Origin of the sequence: Roseococcus sp. SDR (assembly GCF_019083995.1) — a bacterium.
Taxonomy (GTDB): Bacteria; Pseudomonadota; Alphaproteobacteria; order Acetobacterales; family Acetobacteraceae; genus Roseococcus.
In genome coordinates, this window is sequence record NZ_JAHRCU010000009.1 from 1 (window position 1) to 16643 (window position 16643).

Sequence of the window (16643 nt, forward strand, 5' to 3'; positions counted from 1 at the left end):
CGCCATCTCCATCCCGTCGCAGCGTCCGGAGCATCCGGCCGCACGGCGGCCGGCGCGCCGCGCCCGCCCTTCCCTCCGCCGCATCCTCACGCGGCGCGAAGGCAAGGCGGCGGAGCCGCCGCCCGCCCCGCTTGACCCCAGCCCCGCAGCCCGCCATCTCCATCCCGTCGCAGCGTCCGGAGCATCCGGCCGCACGGCGGCCGGCGCGCCGCGCCCGCCCTTCCCTCCGCCGCATCCTCACGCGGCGCGAAGGCAAGGCGGCGGAGCCGCCGCCCGCCGTCTGAGGGCAGATAAAGATGAACTGGATTTCCGAGTGGGCGCTGCCCAAGATCAAGACGCTCTTCGGCACCTCGCGCGAGATGCCGGACAATCTCTGGCACCAATGCCCGAGCTGCCAGAAGATGATCTTCCAGACGGATCTGGAGAAGAACCTCCGCGTCTGCACGCATTGCGGCCACCATATGCGGCTCTCGGCGAAGCAGCGGCTCGACGCCACGCTGGATGAGGGCTGGCAGAAGATCGAGCTGCCCAAGGCGCCGGCCGATCCGCTGCGCTTCCGCGACCAGCGCCGCTATTCCGAGCGCCTGCGCGACGCCCAGACCAAATCCGGCATGGATGACGCCGTCGTGGTGGGCCATGGGCAGATCGAGGGCCAGCGCGCCGTCGTCGCGGTCTTCGAATTCGCCTTCATGGGCGGCTCGATGGGTGCCGGCGTGGGCGAGGCGATCGTCACCGCCGCGCGGCTTGCGGTGCTGCAGGACGCGCCGCTGATCGTGTTTGCCAGCTCCGGCGGCGCGCGCATGCAGGAAGGTGCGATCAGCCTGATGCAGATGCCGCGCACCGTGATCGCGACGCAGATGGTGAAGGATGCGGGCCTGCCCTTCATCGTCGTGCTGTGCGACCCGACGACGGGCGGCGTGACGGCCAGCTTCGCCATGCTGGGCGACATCCAGATCGCGGAACCCGGCGCGCTGATCGGCTTTGCCGGCGCGCGCGTCATCGAGAGCACGGTGCGCGAAAAGCTGCCCGAGGGGTTCCAGCGGGCCGAATACCTGCTGGAGCACGGCATCCTCGACATGGTGGTGAAGCGCGCCGAGATGCGCGAGACGCTGGCGCGGGTGATCCGCCTGCTGCGCGCCGCCGAGGAAGCGCCGGCCGCGGCATGAGCGGCACATCATCGGGCCGTTCGGAGGCCATCATCGAGCGGATGCACGCGCTGCATCCGAAGCTGATCGATTTGAGCCTGGGGCGGCTCGCGACGCTGCTCGGCAAGCTCGGGCATCCGGAGCGCAAGCTGCCGCCCGTGATCCATGTGGCCGGCACCAACGGGAAGGGCAGCACCTGCGCCTTCCTGCGCGCCATCGGCGAGGCGGCCGGCCAGCGCGTGCATGTCTATACCTCGCCGCATCTCGTGCGCTTCCATGAGCGCATCCGGCTGGCGGGCGAACTCGTCAGCGAGGATGCGCTGAGCGACGCGCTCACGGAGGTGGAGCGGGTGAATGGCGCCACACCCATCACCGTCTTCGAGATCACCACCGCCGTCGCCTTCCTGTTGTTCAGCCGCGTGCCGGCCGACCTGCTGGTGCTGGAGGTGGGGCTGGGCGGGCGCTTCGATGCGACCAATGTGGTGGCCTCGCCGGCGGCGACGGCGATCGCGAGCATCTCCATGGACCATATGGAGTTCCTGGGCGACACCATCGGCAAGATCGCCTTCGAGAAGGCCGGGATCATCAAGCCGGGCGTGCCCTGCGCCACCGGGCGGCAAGCCGATGAGGCGCTTTCGGTGATCGCGGCCCGCGCGGCGGAGCTGGGCGCGCCGCTGCTGGCGCGGGATGCGGCCTGGCGGATGGAGCGGATGGGATCAGCGCACCGCTACACGGATGGCGCGGGGAGCATCCTGCTGCCCGAGCTGGGCCTGAAGGGCGCGCATCAGCCGGACAATGCCGGCATCGCCATCGCCGCACTCCGCGCCTGGAACCCGGCCTGGCTGAACGAGGACGCCATCATCCGCGGCGTCGCCGCCGCCGAATGGCCGGCGCGAATGCAGCGCCTGCGGGGGCGGCTGGCACCCCCTGCCCCCTGGGAGCTCTGGCTGGATGGCGGGCACAATGCCGGCGCCGGGCAGGCGCTGGCGGCAACGCTAGAAGAGTTCCGCGACCGGCCGCTGCACCTCGTCATCGGCATGAAGCAGGGCAAGACGGCCTCTGGCTTCATGGCGCCCATCCTGCCGCTCGCCACCAGCGTCACGGCGGTTTCCGAGCCGGGGCAGCATCTGGCGATGAGTGTGGCGGACATCATCGCGGCCAGCGGCGGCGTCGCGAAGGCCGGGCCGGATGTGCGCGCGGCATTGGCCCGCATCCAGGCGGAGGAAGCGCCCGGGCGCGTGCTGATCTGCGGCAGCCTCTACCTCGCGGGCGAGGTGCTGAAGCTGGACGCGGCCGCTACTTGATTTCCTCGTCCGGGAGGACGCCGAAGATCTCGCCGCGCTTGATGAAGCCGCGGCGGTCCTGCACCTGCACCTCGCACCAGTCGCTGCCGGCCTCGCAGCCGCGGATGCGGCCGATCACGCCCGGCTTGAGGCGCGCGACGGGGGCGGAGGAATCCTCGGCGCGGCGGCGCAGCGGGATCTCGGCGCTGGGTTCGCCGCGCACGATGAAGGTGCGGCGCCCGGGCTGCAGGTTGGAGGCGGCGAGCCAGCCTTCCGCGCCGTCGGGGTCGCGGATGCGGCGCCACTGGTCATGCTCGCGGATGATCTGCACCGGCAGGTCGGAGCGCTGGTAGCGCCATTCGACCGGGAAGCGGCGGTCCGGGCCGACGCGCAGGTTCACGTCGTTGGAGCGGAGCGCGGCGAAGCGCGGCATGGGCAGGCCGGTGACGCTGCCGATGGGCGGGATGGGCTCGGGCGGCGGCGGGGTGGCGGGCTGCGGGGGGGCCGCGGCAGCCGCGGTTCCGGCGGCGGCTGCGGCCGCGGCGGCTGCGGCGGCGGCGCGGCGCTGCTGGGCCTGCTGGCGTTGGGCCTGCTGGCGCTGGGCGGCGGTGGGCGGCTGACGCTGCGCGGTGTTGGGCCGCGCGGCCGTGCCGCCCTGCGGCGGGCGTGCCGCCTGGCCCTGCGGCGGGCGCTGCCCCTGGGGCGGGCGCTGTGCGTTGCCCTGGGCGGGGCGCGGCGTGCTGGCGGCCGGTGCCGTGGTGGAGGATGCGGCGGGTGGCGTGGCCGCGCGCGGCGGCGGCACGCTGCCCTGCCCGCCCAGGCTCGATTGCGCGGCCGCCCCGCCCGCGAGGACGAGGACACAGAGCGTGGCAAGGGTGAGGCGGGCCTGCATCACCCCTCTGGATGCCAAGCCCGCCCGCGCCGGGTCAAGCGTCACAGCGAAATCACCTGCCCCCCGCCGACCGCGCCGAGGAAGGTGACGATGCCGGCCAGTTCCGTGCCCGGGGCCAGTTCCTCGCCCTCCAGCCCCTCGGCCTTCAGCCCGGCCTCGCAGGCGATGCAGCGGATTTCGAGGGCGCGTGCCGCTTCCATCAGCGTGGTGATGGTGGCGACCCCGGCGCGCGCCAGCTCCGCCTCGCGCGGGTCATGCTCCAGGGGAGCGGATTTCAGCAGCAGCCGGCAGCCGGCATTGGTGGCGAAAAGCGTGACCGGCCGGCCGAGGGCCGCGGCCGCGGTCGCCAGCATCAACGCGTAATGCGCCCGCTCATGCCCGCCCGAGATCAGCAGCAGGCCGAGCGCGTTCATGCGCCATGGGCCGAGAGGTCATGGATGGTGGCGTGCTCGCCGCAGAGGGCACAGGCCGGGTCACGCTTCAGCTTCACGGTGCGGAAGCGCGCATCCAGCGCGTCCCAGAGCAGCAGGCGGCCGGACATGTCCTCGCCGATGCCGAGAATGACCTTGAGCACTTCCGTGGCTTGCAGCGTGCCCATGACGCCGACCACGGCGCCCAGCACACCGGCCTGGGAGCAGGTGGGGACCAGCCCCTCGGGCGGCATTTCGGGGTTGAGGCAGCGGTGGCAGGGATGCGGCGCGCCCTCATGCGCGCGGAAGACCGAGAGCTGGCCTTCGAAGCGCAGCACGGCCGCGCTGACCAGCGGCTTGCCCAGCAGGTGGCAGGCATCGCCCAGCAGGAAGCGGGTGGGGAAATTGTCGGTGCCGTCGCAGATCACGTCGTAGCGCGGGATGAGCTCCTCGGCCGCCGCGCGGTCCATGCGGCGGGTGTGGAGTTCAAGGCGCACCTCGGGGTTCAGGCCGCGCAGGGCTTCGGCGGCGCTCTCGGTCTTGTTCTGGCCGAGGCGGGCGGTGCTGTGGGCCACCTGGCGCTGGAGGTTGGAGAGCTCCAGGTGGTCGTGATCCACAAGGCCGATGGTGCCCACGCCGGCGGCGGCCAGATACAGCGCCAGCGGCGAGCCGAGGCCGCCCGCGCCCACCACCAGCACGCGCGCCTGGCGCAGCCGCGCCTGGCCGATCGCGCCCACCTCCTTCAGCAGGATGTGGCGCGAATAGCGGTGCAGCTCGTCTTCGGTGAAATCGAGGTCCATGGCGGCCTATATGGGGTGGCAGGGCCGCGAAGGGAACGGGCCTACAGCAGCGCCTCGATCTCGCGCTTCAGCGCCTCGGGCTTGGTGGTCGGCGCGTGGCGGGAGACGACGTTGCCCTGCCTGTCCACCAGGAACTTGGTGAAGTTCCACTTGATCCCGTCGCCCAGGATTCCGCCCTTCTGCTTCTTCAGCCAGGTGTAGAGCGGATGCGCGTCGGCGCCGTTCACGGCGATCTTGGAGAAGACCGGGAAGGTGACGTTGTATTTGGTATCGCAGAAGGCCGCGATCTCGGCGTCGCTGCCGGGTTCCTGCGCGCCGAACTGGTTGCAGGGGAAGGCCAGCACCTCGAAGCCGCGCGGGCCGTATTCCTCCTGCAGGGCCTGGAGGCCCTTGTATTGCGGGGTGAAGCCGCATTTGGAGGCGACGTTGACAATGAGCAGGGCCTTGCCGGCATAGGCGGAAAGGCTCTGCTCCGTGCCATCGCCGAGCCTGGCGGTGAAGTCATGGACCGTCGTCACTGGGGTCTCCCTCGGGTCAGCCGCCGCCGAGTTGCTGCTCCACCAGGCGGGCGAAGCAGCTGGCGCCGATCGGCAGCAGCGCGTCGTTGAAATCATAGCGGCCGTGATGCACGGGCGTATTCCCGTGCTCCGGCGTCATCTGGCCCAGCAGCATGAAGGCGCCAGGGGCCTTCTCCAGATAATAGGCGAAATCCTCGCCGGCCGTCAGCGAGGGCAGGTTGGTCATGATGAGATCGTCGCCCACCACGTCGCGCGCCGCGGCCTCGAAGGCGGAGGCTTCCTCCACCGTGTTGATGGTGGGCGGGTAGGAGCGGCGGTAGTCGAGGCTGACCTCCACGCCATGGGCGGCGGCGATGCCATGCACGGTCTGGTGAAACAGCTCATCCATGGCGCGACGGGTGGTGGGCTTCAGCGTGCGGATGGTGCCGCGCATCAGCACCGTCTCGGGGATCACGATCTGCGAGGTGCCGGCCTGGAACTGGCCGATGGAGAGGACCACCGTCTCATGCGGGTCCATGCGACGGCTCACCAGGTTCTGCAACGCCGTGTAGATCTGCACGGCGCAGGGCAGCGGATCGAGCCCGCGATGCGGCTGGGCGGCGTGGCTGCTGCGGCCGGTCAGCGTCAGGTCGAAGTAGTCCACGGCGGCCAGCACCGTGCCGGGGCGGATGGCGGCGGTGCCGAGCGGCAGGTCATAGGCGTTGTGGATGCCATAGACCTGGTCGCAGGGGTATTTCTGGAAGAGGCCGTCGCGCAGCATTTCGGCGGCGCCCGTGAGCCCCTCCTCCGCCGGCTGGAAGATGAGGTGGACCGTGCCGGAGAAGTTGCGCGTCTCCGCCAGGTAGCGGGCGGCGCCCAGCAGCATGGTGGTGTGGCCGTCATGGCCGCAGGCATGCATGCGATTGGGGATGGTGCTGCGATGGGCGAATTCGTTCAGCTCCGGCATGGGCAGCGCGTCCATGTCGGCGCGCAGGCCGATGGTGCGGTTGCCCGGCCGCTTGCCGCGAATGACGCCGACGACGCCGGTGCGGCCCAGGCCGCGCTCCACCTCGATGCCCCAGGATTCCAGCTTCTCCGCCACGATCCCGCTGGTGCGGACTTCCTCGAAGCCGATCTCGGGATGGGCGTGGAAATCGCGCCGCCACTCCGTCATCTCGGCGTGGAATTCGGCGATGCGGGGGATGGGCTGCATGGCGGGACGACTCCTCAGGCGAAGCGGAAGAGGCCGTTGCTGACGACGACCACGTCGCGCTCGACGACGCGGGCTCGGAAGGCGGCCCCTTCGGGACGATGCCAGATTTCCGTGCGGATGGTCTCGCCCGGATAGACGGGGGAGGAGAAGCGGAGATCCATGCCGCCGAAGCGCGCCGTGCCATAGTCGCAGAGGCCCTTCATCAGCGCGTGGCAGACCACGCCGAAGGTGCAGAGCCCGTGCAGGATGGGGCGCGGGAAGCCGGCCTTGGTGGCCACGCCCGGGTCGATATGCAGCGGGTTGTGGTCGCCGTTCAGGCGGTAATAGGCGGCCTGCTCGGGGCGCGTCGGCAGGTCAATGACCAGATCGGGCGGGCCTTCCGCCTCGGGATGCGGGGGTTTCACCGGGCCCGTGGGGCCGCCGAAGCCGCCATCGCCGCGTGCGAAGGTGGTCATCGCCACCGTGGCGAGCTTCTCGCCGCTGGCGGCATCGCGGATCACGCGCTCGGAATAGATCAGCGCGCCCTTGCCGGGGCCGCGATCCACCAGGCCGGTGACGCGCGAGGTACCGATGACCTCGCCGCTGGTGGGCAGCGGGCGATGCAGGGTGAGGGATTGCTCGCCATGCACCACGCGCACCCAGTCCACGCCCGTATCGGGCGCCTTGATCCAGAAGCCGGGATAGCCGAGCACGACCGCCATGGAGGGCATGGCGGTGAGATTGGGCTCATAGGTGAAGGGAAGCTGGCGCAGATCCATCGGGTCCTGCCCCAGGCCGATGGAGAGGTTGTAGAGCGCCACATCCTGCCAGCGCAGATTCTGGCGGATTTCCGGGATGGGATAGGCGAGGAGCTTTTCGGCGACGATCATTCCCCGATCTCCAGCACGGCATCGGCGGCGAAGGCGCCCTCGCCTTCCGGCAGGACGAGCAGCGGGTTGATGTCCACCGAGAGCAGGCGCGGGCCGGCGGCGACGGCGAAGGTGGAGAGGTTGGCGAGCGCCTGCGCCAAGGCTGTCACATCCGCCTTCCTGCGGCCACGCACGCCGTCCAATAGAGGAAAACCCTTCAGCGAGCGGATCATCGCCTCGGCCTCGTCCACGCCGAAGGGGCAGCGGCGGAAGCTCACATCCTTCAGCACCTCGATGAAGATGCCACCGAGGCCCACCATGGCGACGGGGCCGAAGACCGGATCGCGCACCAGGCCCAAGGCCATCTCGACGGCGCCCTTGATCTGCTTGGCCACCAGCACGCCCTCGATGCGCGCACCGGGCGCGCGTTCGGCGGCGCGGGCGAGGAGGGTGGCGAAGCCTTCGCGCACCGCGGCCTCGCTCGCGATATCGAGCAGCACGCCGCCGATCTCGCTCTTGTGCAGGATGTCGGGGCTCAGGATCTTCAGCACCACGGGGAAGCCGAATTCGCGGGCGGCGGCGACGGCCGCTTCCACATCGGCGCAGGCGCGCTCGGGCACGGCGGGGATGCCGGCGGCGGCCAGGATGCGCTTGCCCTCGGCCTCGGTCGGCGTGGTGGCGGGCAGGGTGACTTGCGGGAGGGCCGGCGTGGCGGGTGTGGCGCGGGCGAAGGCCTCGCCGAAGCGGCCCATGGCGTGCAGGGCGACGACGGCGCGCGTCGGGTCCTCGAAGATCAGGAAGCCGTCCTTCTCATATTCGCGGATCATGTCGCGCGGCGCGATGATGGAGAGCGCCCAGAGCCGGTCCGGGTGCTGGTCCGCCACGGCCTTCATCTGCGCGCGCAGCTTGGGGGCCACCGATTTGGACGCGCCCACCTGGGTGAAGAAGCCGAGGCAGGAGGTATAGCCGCCATCCACCACCATGGCGGTGGCGAATTCGCCGATGAGCTCGGTCTGATTGATGGCCTGGGCGGTGCAATCCACCGGGTTGCGCGGCGCGCAGAAGGGCACGAAGCCGCGCAGCCGGTCCTGCGCCGGCTGCGGCATCTCGGGCATTTCGAAGCCGATGGATTCCGCGACGTCGGAGATCAGCACGCCCGCCCCGCCCGAGACCGTCACCACGCCCAGCGTGTTGCGCACGGGGTAGATGCGCTTGGTGGCGGCATAGGCGATGTCCAGCAGCTCCTCCGTGTTGCGGGCACGCACCACGCCGAATTCCTGCAGCACCGCATCGGTCACCGCGTCATCGCCGGCGATGCTGGCGGTGTGCGATTGGGCGGCAGCCTGGCCCAGCGCGCTGCGGCCCACCTTCATCATCACGATGGGCTTGCGGTTGCGGCGCGCGAGGTCGAGCGCCGCCAGAAAATTCTTCCCCTCGCGGATGCCCTCCGCATAGGCGCAGATCACGTCCACATCGGGGCTTTGCGCCATCCAGCCCAGCACGTCGCTCAGCGTCACCTCGGCCTCATTGCCGGTGGTGATGCAGATCTGCGTGCCGATCTCGCGGTCGCGCGCGATGGAATAGAGATGCGTGCCATAGGCGCCGGATTGCGAGGCGATGCCGATGCGGCCGGGCAAGGGCCAGCCGCTTTCGAAGCTGGCGGAAAAGGTCGCGTAGAAATTGATGGCGGAGTTGAAGAGGCCAAGGCAATTCGGCCCCATCAGCCGCATGCCATGCTTGCGCGCGCTGGCCACCATCACATCCTGCGCCGCCGCACCGCCCGCATCCATCTCGGCGAAGCCGGCGGTGAAGACGATGGCGCCCTTGCAGCCGCGCGCGCCGAGGTCCTCCACCGCCTGCAAGGCCGCGGAACTGGGCACGGCCACGATGGCGACATCCGGCGTCTCGGGCAGGCTGTTCACATCGGCGTAGCTGGTGAGGCCCTGCACCGTGGGGCGCTTCGGGTTGACCGGATAGATCGCGCCCTGGAAGCCGCGTTGCAGCATGTAGGAGATGGGGCGGCCGCCGATGCGCACCGGCTCGTCGGAAGCGCCGATGATCGCGATGGACCGCGGATTCACCACCGGGTCGAGCGAAGAGAAATCCATTTTTTCGTTTCCTCGGGAGTCGGTTTTCAGCCGGCCAGAAGGCTCTGGAAGATGGGCACGGCGCGGTTCAGTTGATCCAGCGCCACGCATTCATGCGGCGTATGCGCGGTCTCGATCGGGCCTGGCCCCAGCACCACGCAGGGCGCGATGGCCTGAAGCTCGGAGGCATCGGTGCCATAGGGCGCGGTGCGGGCGGCCTGACCCGTGATGGCTGAGGCGCGGCGGACCAGCGGGTGGTCCAGCGGCAGCTCTGGCGGGTGGCCCTCATGCGCCTCTTCCAGCGTCAGGCCATTGGCGCGCGCGGCCTCGCGCATCGCGGTCAGCACGGGGGACGGATCAATCTTGTGGCTGTAGCGGAACTTGATGCGGGCGGTGGCTTTCGCGACGGTCACGTTCACCGCCGTGCCGTGATTGTCCACCACCAGGTTGAAGTCGCTGAAGACGGGATCATAGGCCGTGTCCTGCAGCGACGGATCGTTGCGCAGCCGCTCGAACATCGCCTTCACCTCGACCAGGAAGGGGATCAGCGCCCAATTGGCGTTCAGCCCCTTGCCGGTGGAGGAATGCGCCTGCACGCCCTCGGCCGTCGCGGTGAAGGCGATGTGCGCGCGGTGGCCGCGGACGGGGATGAGGCTGGTGGGCTCGGCCACCACGATTCCCGTCAGGCCCGCCTTCTGCGCCAGCTTGGACTGGCCCGCGATGATGCGCGCACCCTGCTTCGTCGTCTCCTCATCGGTGGTGATGAGCAGCGTGGCACGGGGGGCCGATCGGGCGGCGATGACGCAGGCCGCGACGGCGCCCTTCATGTCCACCGAGCCCAGGCCATGCAGCACGCCGTCACGGATCGCGCCGCTCCAGGGGTCGTCCGTCCAGCCGGTGGCGGGGACGGTGTCCATATGGCCGGAGAGAGCGAGGCCGCCGGGGCCGCCGCGATGGGCGACGAGCGCGCGCTTGGCCACGCCGGCGCCGTCCACGTAATCGAGCCGTTCGATCTCGAAACCGGGGAGTTCGGCCTCGATGCGCTCGGCGACGGCGATGTTGGAGAGGTGGCTGCGGCTGTCCATCCGCACCAGGTCGGCCGCGAGGCGGGCGAGTTCGTCGTTCATGGGGGGCGAGGCTTGCCCGAAGCGGGCTTGCGCGCAACCCTGGGCGGCATGACCTCCTATCTCGATCCGCGCTCGGGCCGCATTTATCCGCTCGAAACCCCGCGCTGGTGCGGCGATGACCGCGCCCCCCTGCTGCTGACGGACCTGCCGGGAATCGGCCGGGACGACATCGCCTCCGGCGTGCGCAGCATCTGGCGCTATGCCGCCGCCCTGCCCTTCCTGCCGCAAAAGCCGATTTCCATGGGCGAGGGCTGCACGCCGCTGATGGAAATGACGCTGGGCGAGGGCACGGCGCTGCTGAAATGCGAATGGTTCATGCCGACCGGCAGCTTCAAGGATCGCGGCGCCTCGGTGATGCTCTCCCTGCTGCGGGAGCAGGGGGTGACCGCGGTGCTGGAGGACAGCTCGGGCAATGGCGGGGCCGCGGTGTCCGCCTATGCGGCGGCGGGGGGCATGGAGGCCACGATCTTCGTCCCCGCCAGCACCAGCCCGGCCAAGACGGTGCAGAGCCGCGCGGCGGGGGCGACCATCACGCTGGTGCCCGGCTCCCGCCAGGATTGCGCGGATGCGGCGGAGCGCGAGGCGGAGCGCCTCTTCTACGCCAGCCACAATTGGCAGCCCTTCTTCCTGCAGGGCACCAAGAGCCTGGCCTATGAGCTCTGGGAGGATTTTTCCTTCGCGGCGCCGGACAATGTGATCGTGCCGTGTGGGGCGGGGTCGAACGTTCTGGGCTGCTTCATCGGGTTTTCGGAGCTGCTGCGGGCGGGGCAGATCCGCAAGCTGCCGCGCATCTTCGCGGCGCAGCCCGCGAATTGCGCGCCGATCGCGCGGGCGGCGCTGGGGCTCGATCCGGTGGCCGCGCAGCCCACCATCGCGGAGGGCACGGCCATCGCGCAGCCGCTGCGCACCGCCGAATGCCTGCGCGCCATGCGCGAGAGTGGCGGCGGTGCCGTGATGCTGGCGGAGGATGAGATCGCGGCGGCCTCGTTGATGCTGGCGAAGCGCGGCGTCTATGTGGAGCCGACCTGCGCCCAGGCGGCGGCCGCCTTCGGCAAGCTGCTGGCCTCGGGCAAGATCGCCGCGCGCGAGAGCACGGTGGTCGTCCTGACCGGCACCGGCCTGAAATCCACCCCCCGCTATGCGGAGCTGCTGGGGGTTCAAGTCTAAGGTGCCGCAGGGGTCCGGGGAGCCCGTGGCTCCCCGGGTTTTCTTGACTTTTTGCGGGTCTTCGGCATATTTTCCTAGGATGATTTATGCCCCTGCCCCCTCCCCTCCGCGCCTCGTTCCGACCGGCTCCGGCGCGCGGGGGATTTGTCCGAAACCGGCCTTCGCTGCGCCGGTAAGATCGTAAGATGGTAAGATGGTAAGGTGACACCTGCATGAGTCCGCGCATCGCCCTGTTGGGCTTTTCCATCGAGTGCAACCGCTTCGCGCCCATCGCGACGGAGGCCGACTTCGCCTATCGCTGCCTGCTGCGGGGCGAGGCCATCGTGACCGATGCGCGCAGCGCGAGCCCGCAGGCGCTGGGCGAGATGCCGGGCTTCGTCACCGGCATGGACGCGACCGGGCCGTGGCAGCCGCGGCCGATCACGCTCGCCATGGCCGAGCCCAATGGGCCGGTGGAGCATGGCTTCTTCGAAAAGCTGATGGAGGAATGGCGCGCGGGGTTGCGGGCGCTGCGTGGGCAGGTGGAGGGCGCCTTCTGCGTCATGCATGGCGCGGGGCTGACGACGGTGCTGGATGACCCGGAGGGCGCGGTGCAGGCGCTGGTGCGGGCGGAGCTGGGGGAGATCCCCTTCATCTGCACCTATGACCTGCATGCGAATGTGAGCGACGCCAATGTCGCGCTGAACGACGCCTATGTGGGGTATCTGACCAATCCGCACATGGATATGCGCGCGCGGGGCGAGGAAAGCGCCGGGCTGATGCGCCGGCTGCTGAAGGGCGAGCGCTTCGTCCGCGCGCATCGGCGCCTGCCGATCGTGGCGCCGACCGTCTCGCTGCTCACGGCGCAGGGGCCTTATGCGGAGGTGATCAATCTGGGGCAGGCGCGGCGGGCGGCGGATCCGCGCATCGTGAATGTCTCGGTCATGGCGGGCTTCGCCTATGGGGACACGCCGTTCAACGGGATGTGCGCCATCGTCACCGCCACGCATCAGGGCGCGGCCGATGCGCTGGCCGATGAGCTGGCCGAGGCCGCCTGGGCGCGGCGGGACCGCTTCGTGGCGAAGCTGACGCCGCTGGAAGAGGCGACCGAGCGCGCGCTGACCAGCGAGGTGCCGCTCGCCTTCGCCGATGTGGCGGATAATCCGGGCGGCGGCGGGCGCGGCAACACCATGTGGCTGCTGGAGGCGTTTCACCGCGCGGGGGTGCAGGGCGCCGTGTTCGGCGTGATCCATGACCCGGCGCTGGTGGCCGACGCCAAGGCGCAGGGCGTCGGCGCGCGGTTCGAGGCGCGGTTCAACCGCGCGGCCGAGCAGGACCCGTTCAGCCGGCCCTTCGCGGCGGAGGCGGAGGTGAAGGCGCTCTCGGATGGGCATGTCACGGGGCGGCGCGGCATCTTCGCGGGCACGGCGATGCAGCTCGGCGATACGGCCTGGCTGCGGCTGGGTGGGATTGACGTGGTGGTGATCAGCCAGCGCACGCAATGCGCGGACCCGGCCTTCCTGGAGCATCTGGGCATTGATGTGGGCCAGGCGCGCTGCGTGGTGGTGAAGTCGCGCGGGCATTTCCGCGGCGGCTTCGATGAGTTCTTCCAGCACGAGCAGATCGTGGAGGTGGATGCGCCGGGGCTGACCTCGCCCATTCTCTCCCGCTTCGACTGGACGAAATTGCCGCGGCCGGTGCTGCCGCTGGATCAGGATGCGACGCGATGAATCTCGATGAATTGACGACGCCGGCGCTGGTGCTGGACCTCGGCGTGCTGAAGCGGAACCTGGCGATGATGCAGCGCGCGCTGGCGCGGCATCCGGGCGTGGTGCTGCGGCCGCATCTGAAGACCGCGAAGTCGCGCGATGTGGCGATGCTGGCGGCGCCGGGCTACGGGCCGGTCACGGTCAGCACGCTGGCGGAGGCGCGGTATTTCGCGGAGGGCGGCTGGAAGGACCAGATCTACGCCGTGGGCATCACGCCGCAGAAGCTGGATGCCGTGGCCGCGCTGAACGCGCAGGGCGCCGATGTGAAGGTCATCACGGATGATGTGGAGGCGGCGGAGGCCATCGCCGCGCATCCGGGCAAGATCCGGGCCCTCGTGGAAGTGGATGTGGGCGAGGGGCGCGGCGGCGTGCCGCCGGATGAGGCGCGCGCCATCGCGGCGGCGCTGGGTTCGAAGCTCGCCGGCGTCTTCACCCATGCCGGCCATTCCTATGGCGGGCGCAGCATTCCGGAGATGGCCGCGATCGCGGAGCTGGAGCGGGCGGGCGTGGTGCGCGCGGCCGATACGCTGCGCGAGGCGGGGTTCACGCTCGAGATCGTGAGCCTCGGCTCCTCGCCCACCGCGCTGCATGCGGAGAAGCTGGACGGCATCACGGAGATCCGCGCGGGCGTCTATATGTTCGGGGATCTCTTCCAGGCGCAGCTCGGCACGCATCCGGAAGGGGACATCGCGGTGACGGTGCTGGCCAGCGTCATCGGCCGCAAGCCGGCGCGGGGCGCGCTGCTGCTGGATAGCGGGGCGCTGGCCATGAGCAAGGATCGCAGCACGGAGAAGGCGCCGCGCGATTATGGGTTCGGGCTGGTGCTGGATATGGATGGCGGCAATACGCTGGGCGAGCCGATCCTGACGCGGGTGCATCAGGAGCATGGCGAGGCGGCGCCCGCGCCGATGCTGCCCATCGGCACGAAGTTGCGGGTCGCGCCCAATCATACCTGCCTGACAGCGGCGGCCTTCGACCGCTATCATGTGGTGGATGGATCGCGCGAGGTGATCGCCGTGTGGGATCGGATCAACGGATGGTAGCGCATCAGGACTGGTCCGCGCTGCGGGCGGCGGAGACCCAGCGCATGCTGGCCGCCTGCACGCGATGCGGGGCCTGCTTCGAGGCCTGCCCGATGGTGGCTTACGCGCCGGAGGCTCGCGGCACGGATGCGAAGGCGGCCGTGATCGGCGTGCTGGATGTGCTGGCGGGTGGCCCAGGCGATGCGGCGTCGCGCAACTGGATCAGCGTCTGCACGCGGAGCGGCTCCTGCAACGAGGCCTGCCCGGAAGCGGTGAACCCCATGCTCATGCTGCGGCTGGCCAAGTGGCAGGCGCAGGAGGGCGGCGTGATTCCGAAGCGGGATGCGGCGGAGACCATGGCGCGCGTGAAGGTCTTCGCGCGCTTGTCCATGACCGAAGAGGAGCAGGCGAAATGGCTGTGAGCACCTTCTGGTATGGCTGCAACATGACGCGCCATGGCGAGATCATCCGCCTGAGCCAGCGCATGCTGGAGGCGGTGGGCGTGGAGGCGGCGCCGGTGGGCGGGCCGGGCGCCTGCTGCGGCAGCCCGAAAGAGAGCACGCCGCGCATCGCGGAAGGCATGGCCGACCGGACGATGGAAAAATTCGCGGCGAGCGGGACGCCGCGCGTCATTACGTGGTGCCCTTCGTGTCATGCGAATCTCGATGATTTCATGGGGCAGACGAAGGAGCAGGGCTTCGACAGCCAGCATCTCTGCGAGGCGATCCATGAGAAGCGGGCCGCACTGGCGCCGCTGCTGACGCAGCGGGTTTCGGCGCGGGTCTTCGTGGACCGGCATGTGGGCTTCCAGGGGCGGGTGCCGGTGAATGACATCATCCCGGAGCTGCTGGGGATGATTCCGGGCGTCGAGGTGGTGGACCATCCCTATCGGGCGCCGAGCTACATGTGCTTCGGGCTGGCGAGCGTGCCGGGGGCGCTGGCGGATGTGCAGCGGACCACGCTGGCGGCGATGCGGGAGACGGGGGCGGATACGCTGGTGACGATCTTCCACTCCTGCCATCGCGAGATGATCGGGCTGGAGCGGGACCACGGGATTCGCGTGGTGAACTGGGTGCATCTGCTGGCTGAGGGCCTGGGCTGGCCCTACGAGGATGAATACAAGGCCTGGCGCAACGCCGAGGACCCGCTGGCCGCGATCGGCCCCGAGCGAGTCGCGGCGGCCGGGGAAGTCGCCGTGCGCAAATTGGTCGAGCCGGAGCTGACCCGGCCCAGGCTGGTCTAGGTCCGGATTTTACCTTGTATCGGAAGACCTAGGCGGCTTAAGGTTTAGGGGGTTTTCTCCGAGAGTTGATTACGTGATGGCACTGCTTGTGCTTTGTCTGGCGTTTCGCCAGACATGACTGGATTGTACACTTCTGGCCGGCGCGGGAGGCCGCGGCGACTCGCCGCGAGCCGCTCCGCTCGGCAAGTCGCCGCGGCCTCCCGCGCCTTTGGTAATTGAATCTCTCGGAGAAAATTCCAAACCTCCTTGAACGCTTGGACGTGACCAGCATACGCGTCTACGTCCCAACAAAAATTTTTCTAGTGTGTGGCGGACCACGCCTTACAGAGAATGGAACCCCCTCAAACTGGCGCGATGCCTTTTTACGAATTGCGAAATTCGTAGATCAGCCGGATATTGACGTCCAAATTCCTGAAGACTGCAGCATATTTCCACCGCATGGGCATTATCAAGACTGGCTAACATTCGAAACCGATTTCGCCCATTTATGCGAAGCGATTCTTTTATTCGTTGAAAGCGCAGGAAGTATCGCTGAACTAGGAGCATTTTCTGCAATACCACCTATCGCGGAAAGACTTCTTGTAGTTATTGACTATAAATACTTCAATCACGACTCATTTATTAGGCGCGGACCAGTCGAATATCTGCGAAAAATGCATGGAGATCATTCTGTCATCAGTCTCTCAAAGACAGATGTGGGATGTTTGACCGAAGCATCTTTTCACGACATCGACCTTAACATGCTTTATGATGCGATAATTCCCAACGCATCTATCGTACTTGAAAAATCCCGCCTGAAAACTACATTTGATAAATCGAACATTGGCCACTTGATCTTGCTGATGATTGGCCTAATACAGCATTATGGAGCACTTAAATTCGATGAAATCTCGGAATTAGTCAATTGCATTACAGACTCCTGCTATTCGCGAGAAAAAATCCGTCAGTATCTCTGCGCTGGCGAGTGTGCTGGCTGGATTGTTTCAAGCGTACGCGGGACGTCAGAATATTTCGGTTCCCGCATTACGAAAAAATGCTGGAACTTTGAAGTCACTGGTGAACACATAAACAGGGAGAGGTGGAGAACGGATATCATTGATCACTGGAAGACAAAAGAATCGAGTAGATTTAACTTCATCAGATCAATGGCGGGGGCATAAG

At 68.4% G+C, this 16643-nt stretch carries 16 protein-coding genes; 8 read left to right on the top strand and 8 right to left on the bottom strand.

Translation table 11 applies throughout. The features are described 5' to 3' along the window. Window positions 1-296 precede the first annotated feature (296 nt). Together accD and KTR66_RS11605 are read left to right on the top strand one after the other, a co-directional pair. Window positions 297-1166 carry an acetyl-CoA carboxylase, carboxyltransferase subunit beta gene (gene accD, locus KTR66_RS11600; protein ID WP_213612766.1) on the top strand — a complete coding sequence of 290 codons (870 nt, stop codon included), beginning with the start codon at window positions 297-299 and terminating at the stop codon, window positions 1164-1166. Next, window positions 1163-2449 carry a folylpolyglutamate synthase/dihydrofolate synthase family protein gene (locus KTR66_RS11605; RefSeq protein WP_213612767.1) on the top strand — a complete coding sequence of 429 codons (1287 nt, stop codon included), beginning with the start codon at window positions 1163-1165 and terminating at the stop codon, window positions 2447-2449. The genes accD and KTR66_RS11605 overlap by 4 nt, the downstream gene beginning before the upstream one ends. Here KTR66_RS11605 and KTR66_RS11610 read toward each other — a convergent pair. Genes KTR66_RS11610 through KTR66_RS11645 form a run of 8 tightly spaced genes read right to left on the bottom strand, consistent with a single transcriptional unit; the run spans window position 2442 to window position 10302 of the window. Beyond that, complete coding sequence (locus tag KTR66_RS11610) at window positions 2442-3320, bottom strand: SH3 domain-containing protein (protein ID WP_213612768.1); 879 nt, start codon at window positions 3318-3320, stop codon at window positions 2442-2444. The genes KTR66_RS11605 and KTR66_RS11610 overlap by 8 nt on opposite strands. A 41-nt stretch (window positions 3321-3361) precedes the next feature. Continuing rightward, complete coding sequence (locus KTR66_RS11615; protein WP_213612769.1) at window positions 3362-3733, bottom strand: DsrE family protein; 372 nt, start codon at window positions 3731-3733, stop codon at window positions 3362-3364. Further along, complete coding sequence (locus KTR66_RS11620; RefSeq protein WP_213612770.1) at window positions 3730-4530, bottom strand: molybdopterin-synthase adenylyltransferase MoeB; 801 nt, start codon at window positions 4528-4530, stop codon at window positions 3730-3732. The genes KTR66_RS11615 and KTR66_RS11620 overlap by 4 nt, the downstream gene beginning before the upstream one ends. 41 nt (window positions 4531-4571) lie before the next feature. Continuing rightward, window positions 4572-5048 carry a glutathione peroxidase gene (locus KTR66_RS11625; RefSeq protein ID WP_371819105.1) on the bottom strand — a complete coding sequence of 159 codons (477 nt, stop codon included), beginning with the start codon at window positions 5046-5048 and terminating at the stop codon, window positions 4572-4574. 16 nt (window positions 5049-5064) lie between these two features. Beyond that, window positions 5065-6240 (bottom strand): M20 aminoacylase family protein, encoded by a 1176-nt coding sequence (locus KTR66_RS11630; RefSeq protein ID WP_213612772.1) that lies wholly within the window; start codon window positions 6238-6240, stop codon window positions 5065-5067. A gap of 14 nt (window positions 6241-6254) precedes the next feature. Then, the gene (locus tag KTR66_RS11635; RefSeq protein ID WP_213612773.1) at window positions 6255-7109 is read right to left on the bottom strand and encodes a MaoC/PaaZ C-terminal domain-containing protein; all 855 of its coding nucleotides are present in this window, start codon (window positions 7107-7109) and stop codon (window positions 6255-6257) included. Further along, window positions 7106-9196: an acetate--CoA ligase family protein gene (locus KTR66_RS11640; RefSeq protein WP_213612774.1), complete on the bottom strand. Its 2091-nt coding sequence runs from the start codon at window positions 9194-9196 to the stop codon at window positions 7106-7108. The genes KTR66_RS11635 and KTR66_RS11640 overlap by 4 nt, the downstream gene beginning before the upstream one ends. Window positions 9197-9222: 26 nt before the next feature. After that, window positions 9223-10302, bottom strand: coding sequence for a M20/M25/M40 family metallo-hydrolase (locus KTR66_RS11645; protein ID WP_213612775.1), 1080 nt, complete (start codon window positions 10300-10302; stop codon window positions 9223-9225). Window positions 10303-10314: 12 nt separating this feature from the next. Here KTR66_RS11645 and KTR66_RS11650 point away from each other — a divergent pair, with 12 nt between their 5' ends. The 6 genes from KTR66_RS11650 to KTR66_RS11675 all read left to right on the top strand — a co-directional run bounded on the left by KTR66_RS11650 (window position 10315) and on the right by KTR66_RS11675 (window position 16642). Beyond that, window positions 10315-11469, top strand: coding sequence for a pyridoxal-phosphate dependent enzyme (locus tag KTR66_RS11650; RefSeq protein WP_249732054.1), 1155 nt, complete (start codon window positions 10315-10317; stop codon window positions 11467-11469). Window positions 11470-11681: 212 nt separating this feature from the next. Then, the gene (locus KTR66_RS11655; RefSeq protein ID WP_213612776.1) at window positions 11682-13178 is read left to right on the top strand and encodes a M81 family metallopeptidase; all 1497 of its coding nucleotides are present in this window, start codon (window positions 11682-11684) and stop codon (window positions 13176-13178) included. Then, the gene (locus KTR66_RS11660; RefSeq protein WP_213612777.1) at window positions 13175-14260 is read left to right on the top strand and encodes an alanine racemase; all 1086 of its coding nucleotides are present in this window, start codon (window positions 13175-13177) and stop codon (window positions 14258-14260) included. The genes KTR66_RS11655 and KTR66_RS11660 overlap by 4 nt, the downstream gene beginning before the upstream one ends. Then, complete coding sequence (locus tag KTR66_RS11665) at window positions 14254-14661, top strand: (Fe-S)-binding protein (protein ID WP_213612778.1); 408 nt, start codon at window positions 14254-14256, stop codon at window positions 14659-14661. The genes KTR66_RS11660 and KTR66_RS11665 overlap by 7 nt, the downstream gene beginning before the upstream one ends. Continuing rightward, complete coding sequence (locus tag KTR66_RS11670) at window positions 14652-15482, top strand: (Fe-S)-binding protein (protein ID WP_213612779.1); 831 nt, start codon at window positions 14652-14654, stop codon at window positions 15480-15482. The genes KTR66_RS11665 and KTR66_RS11670 overlap by 10 nt, the downstream gene beginning before the upstream one ends. Before the next feature lie 260 nt (window positions 15483-15742). Then, on the top strand, window positions 15743-16642 hold the full coding sequence (locus KTR66_RS11675; RefSeq protein WP_213612780.1) for a retron St85 family effector protein: 900 nt from the start codon (window positions 15743-15745) through the stop codon (window positions 16640-16642). Window position 16643 lies beyond the last annotated feature (1 nt).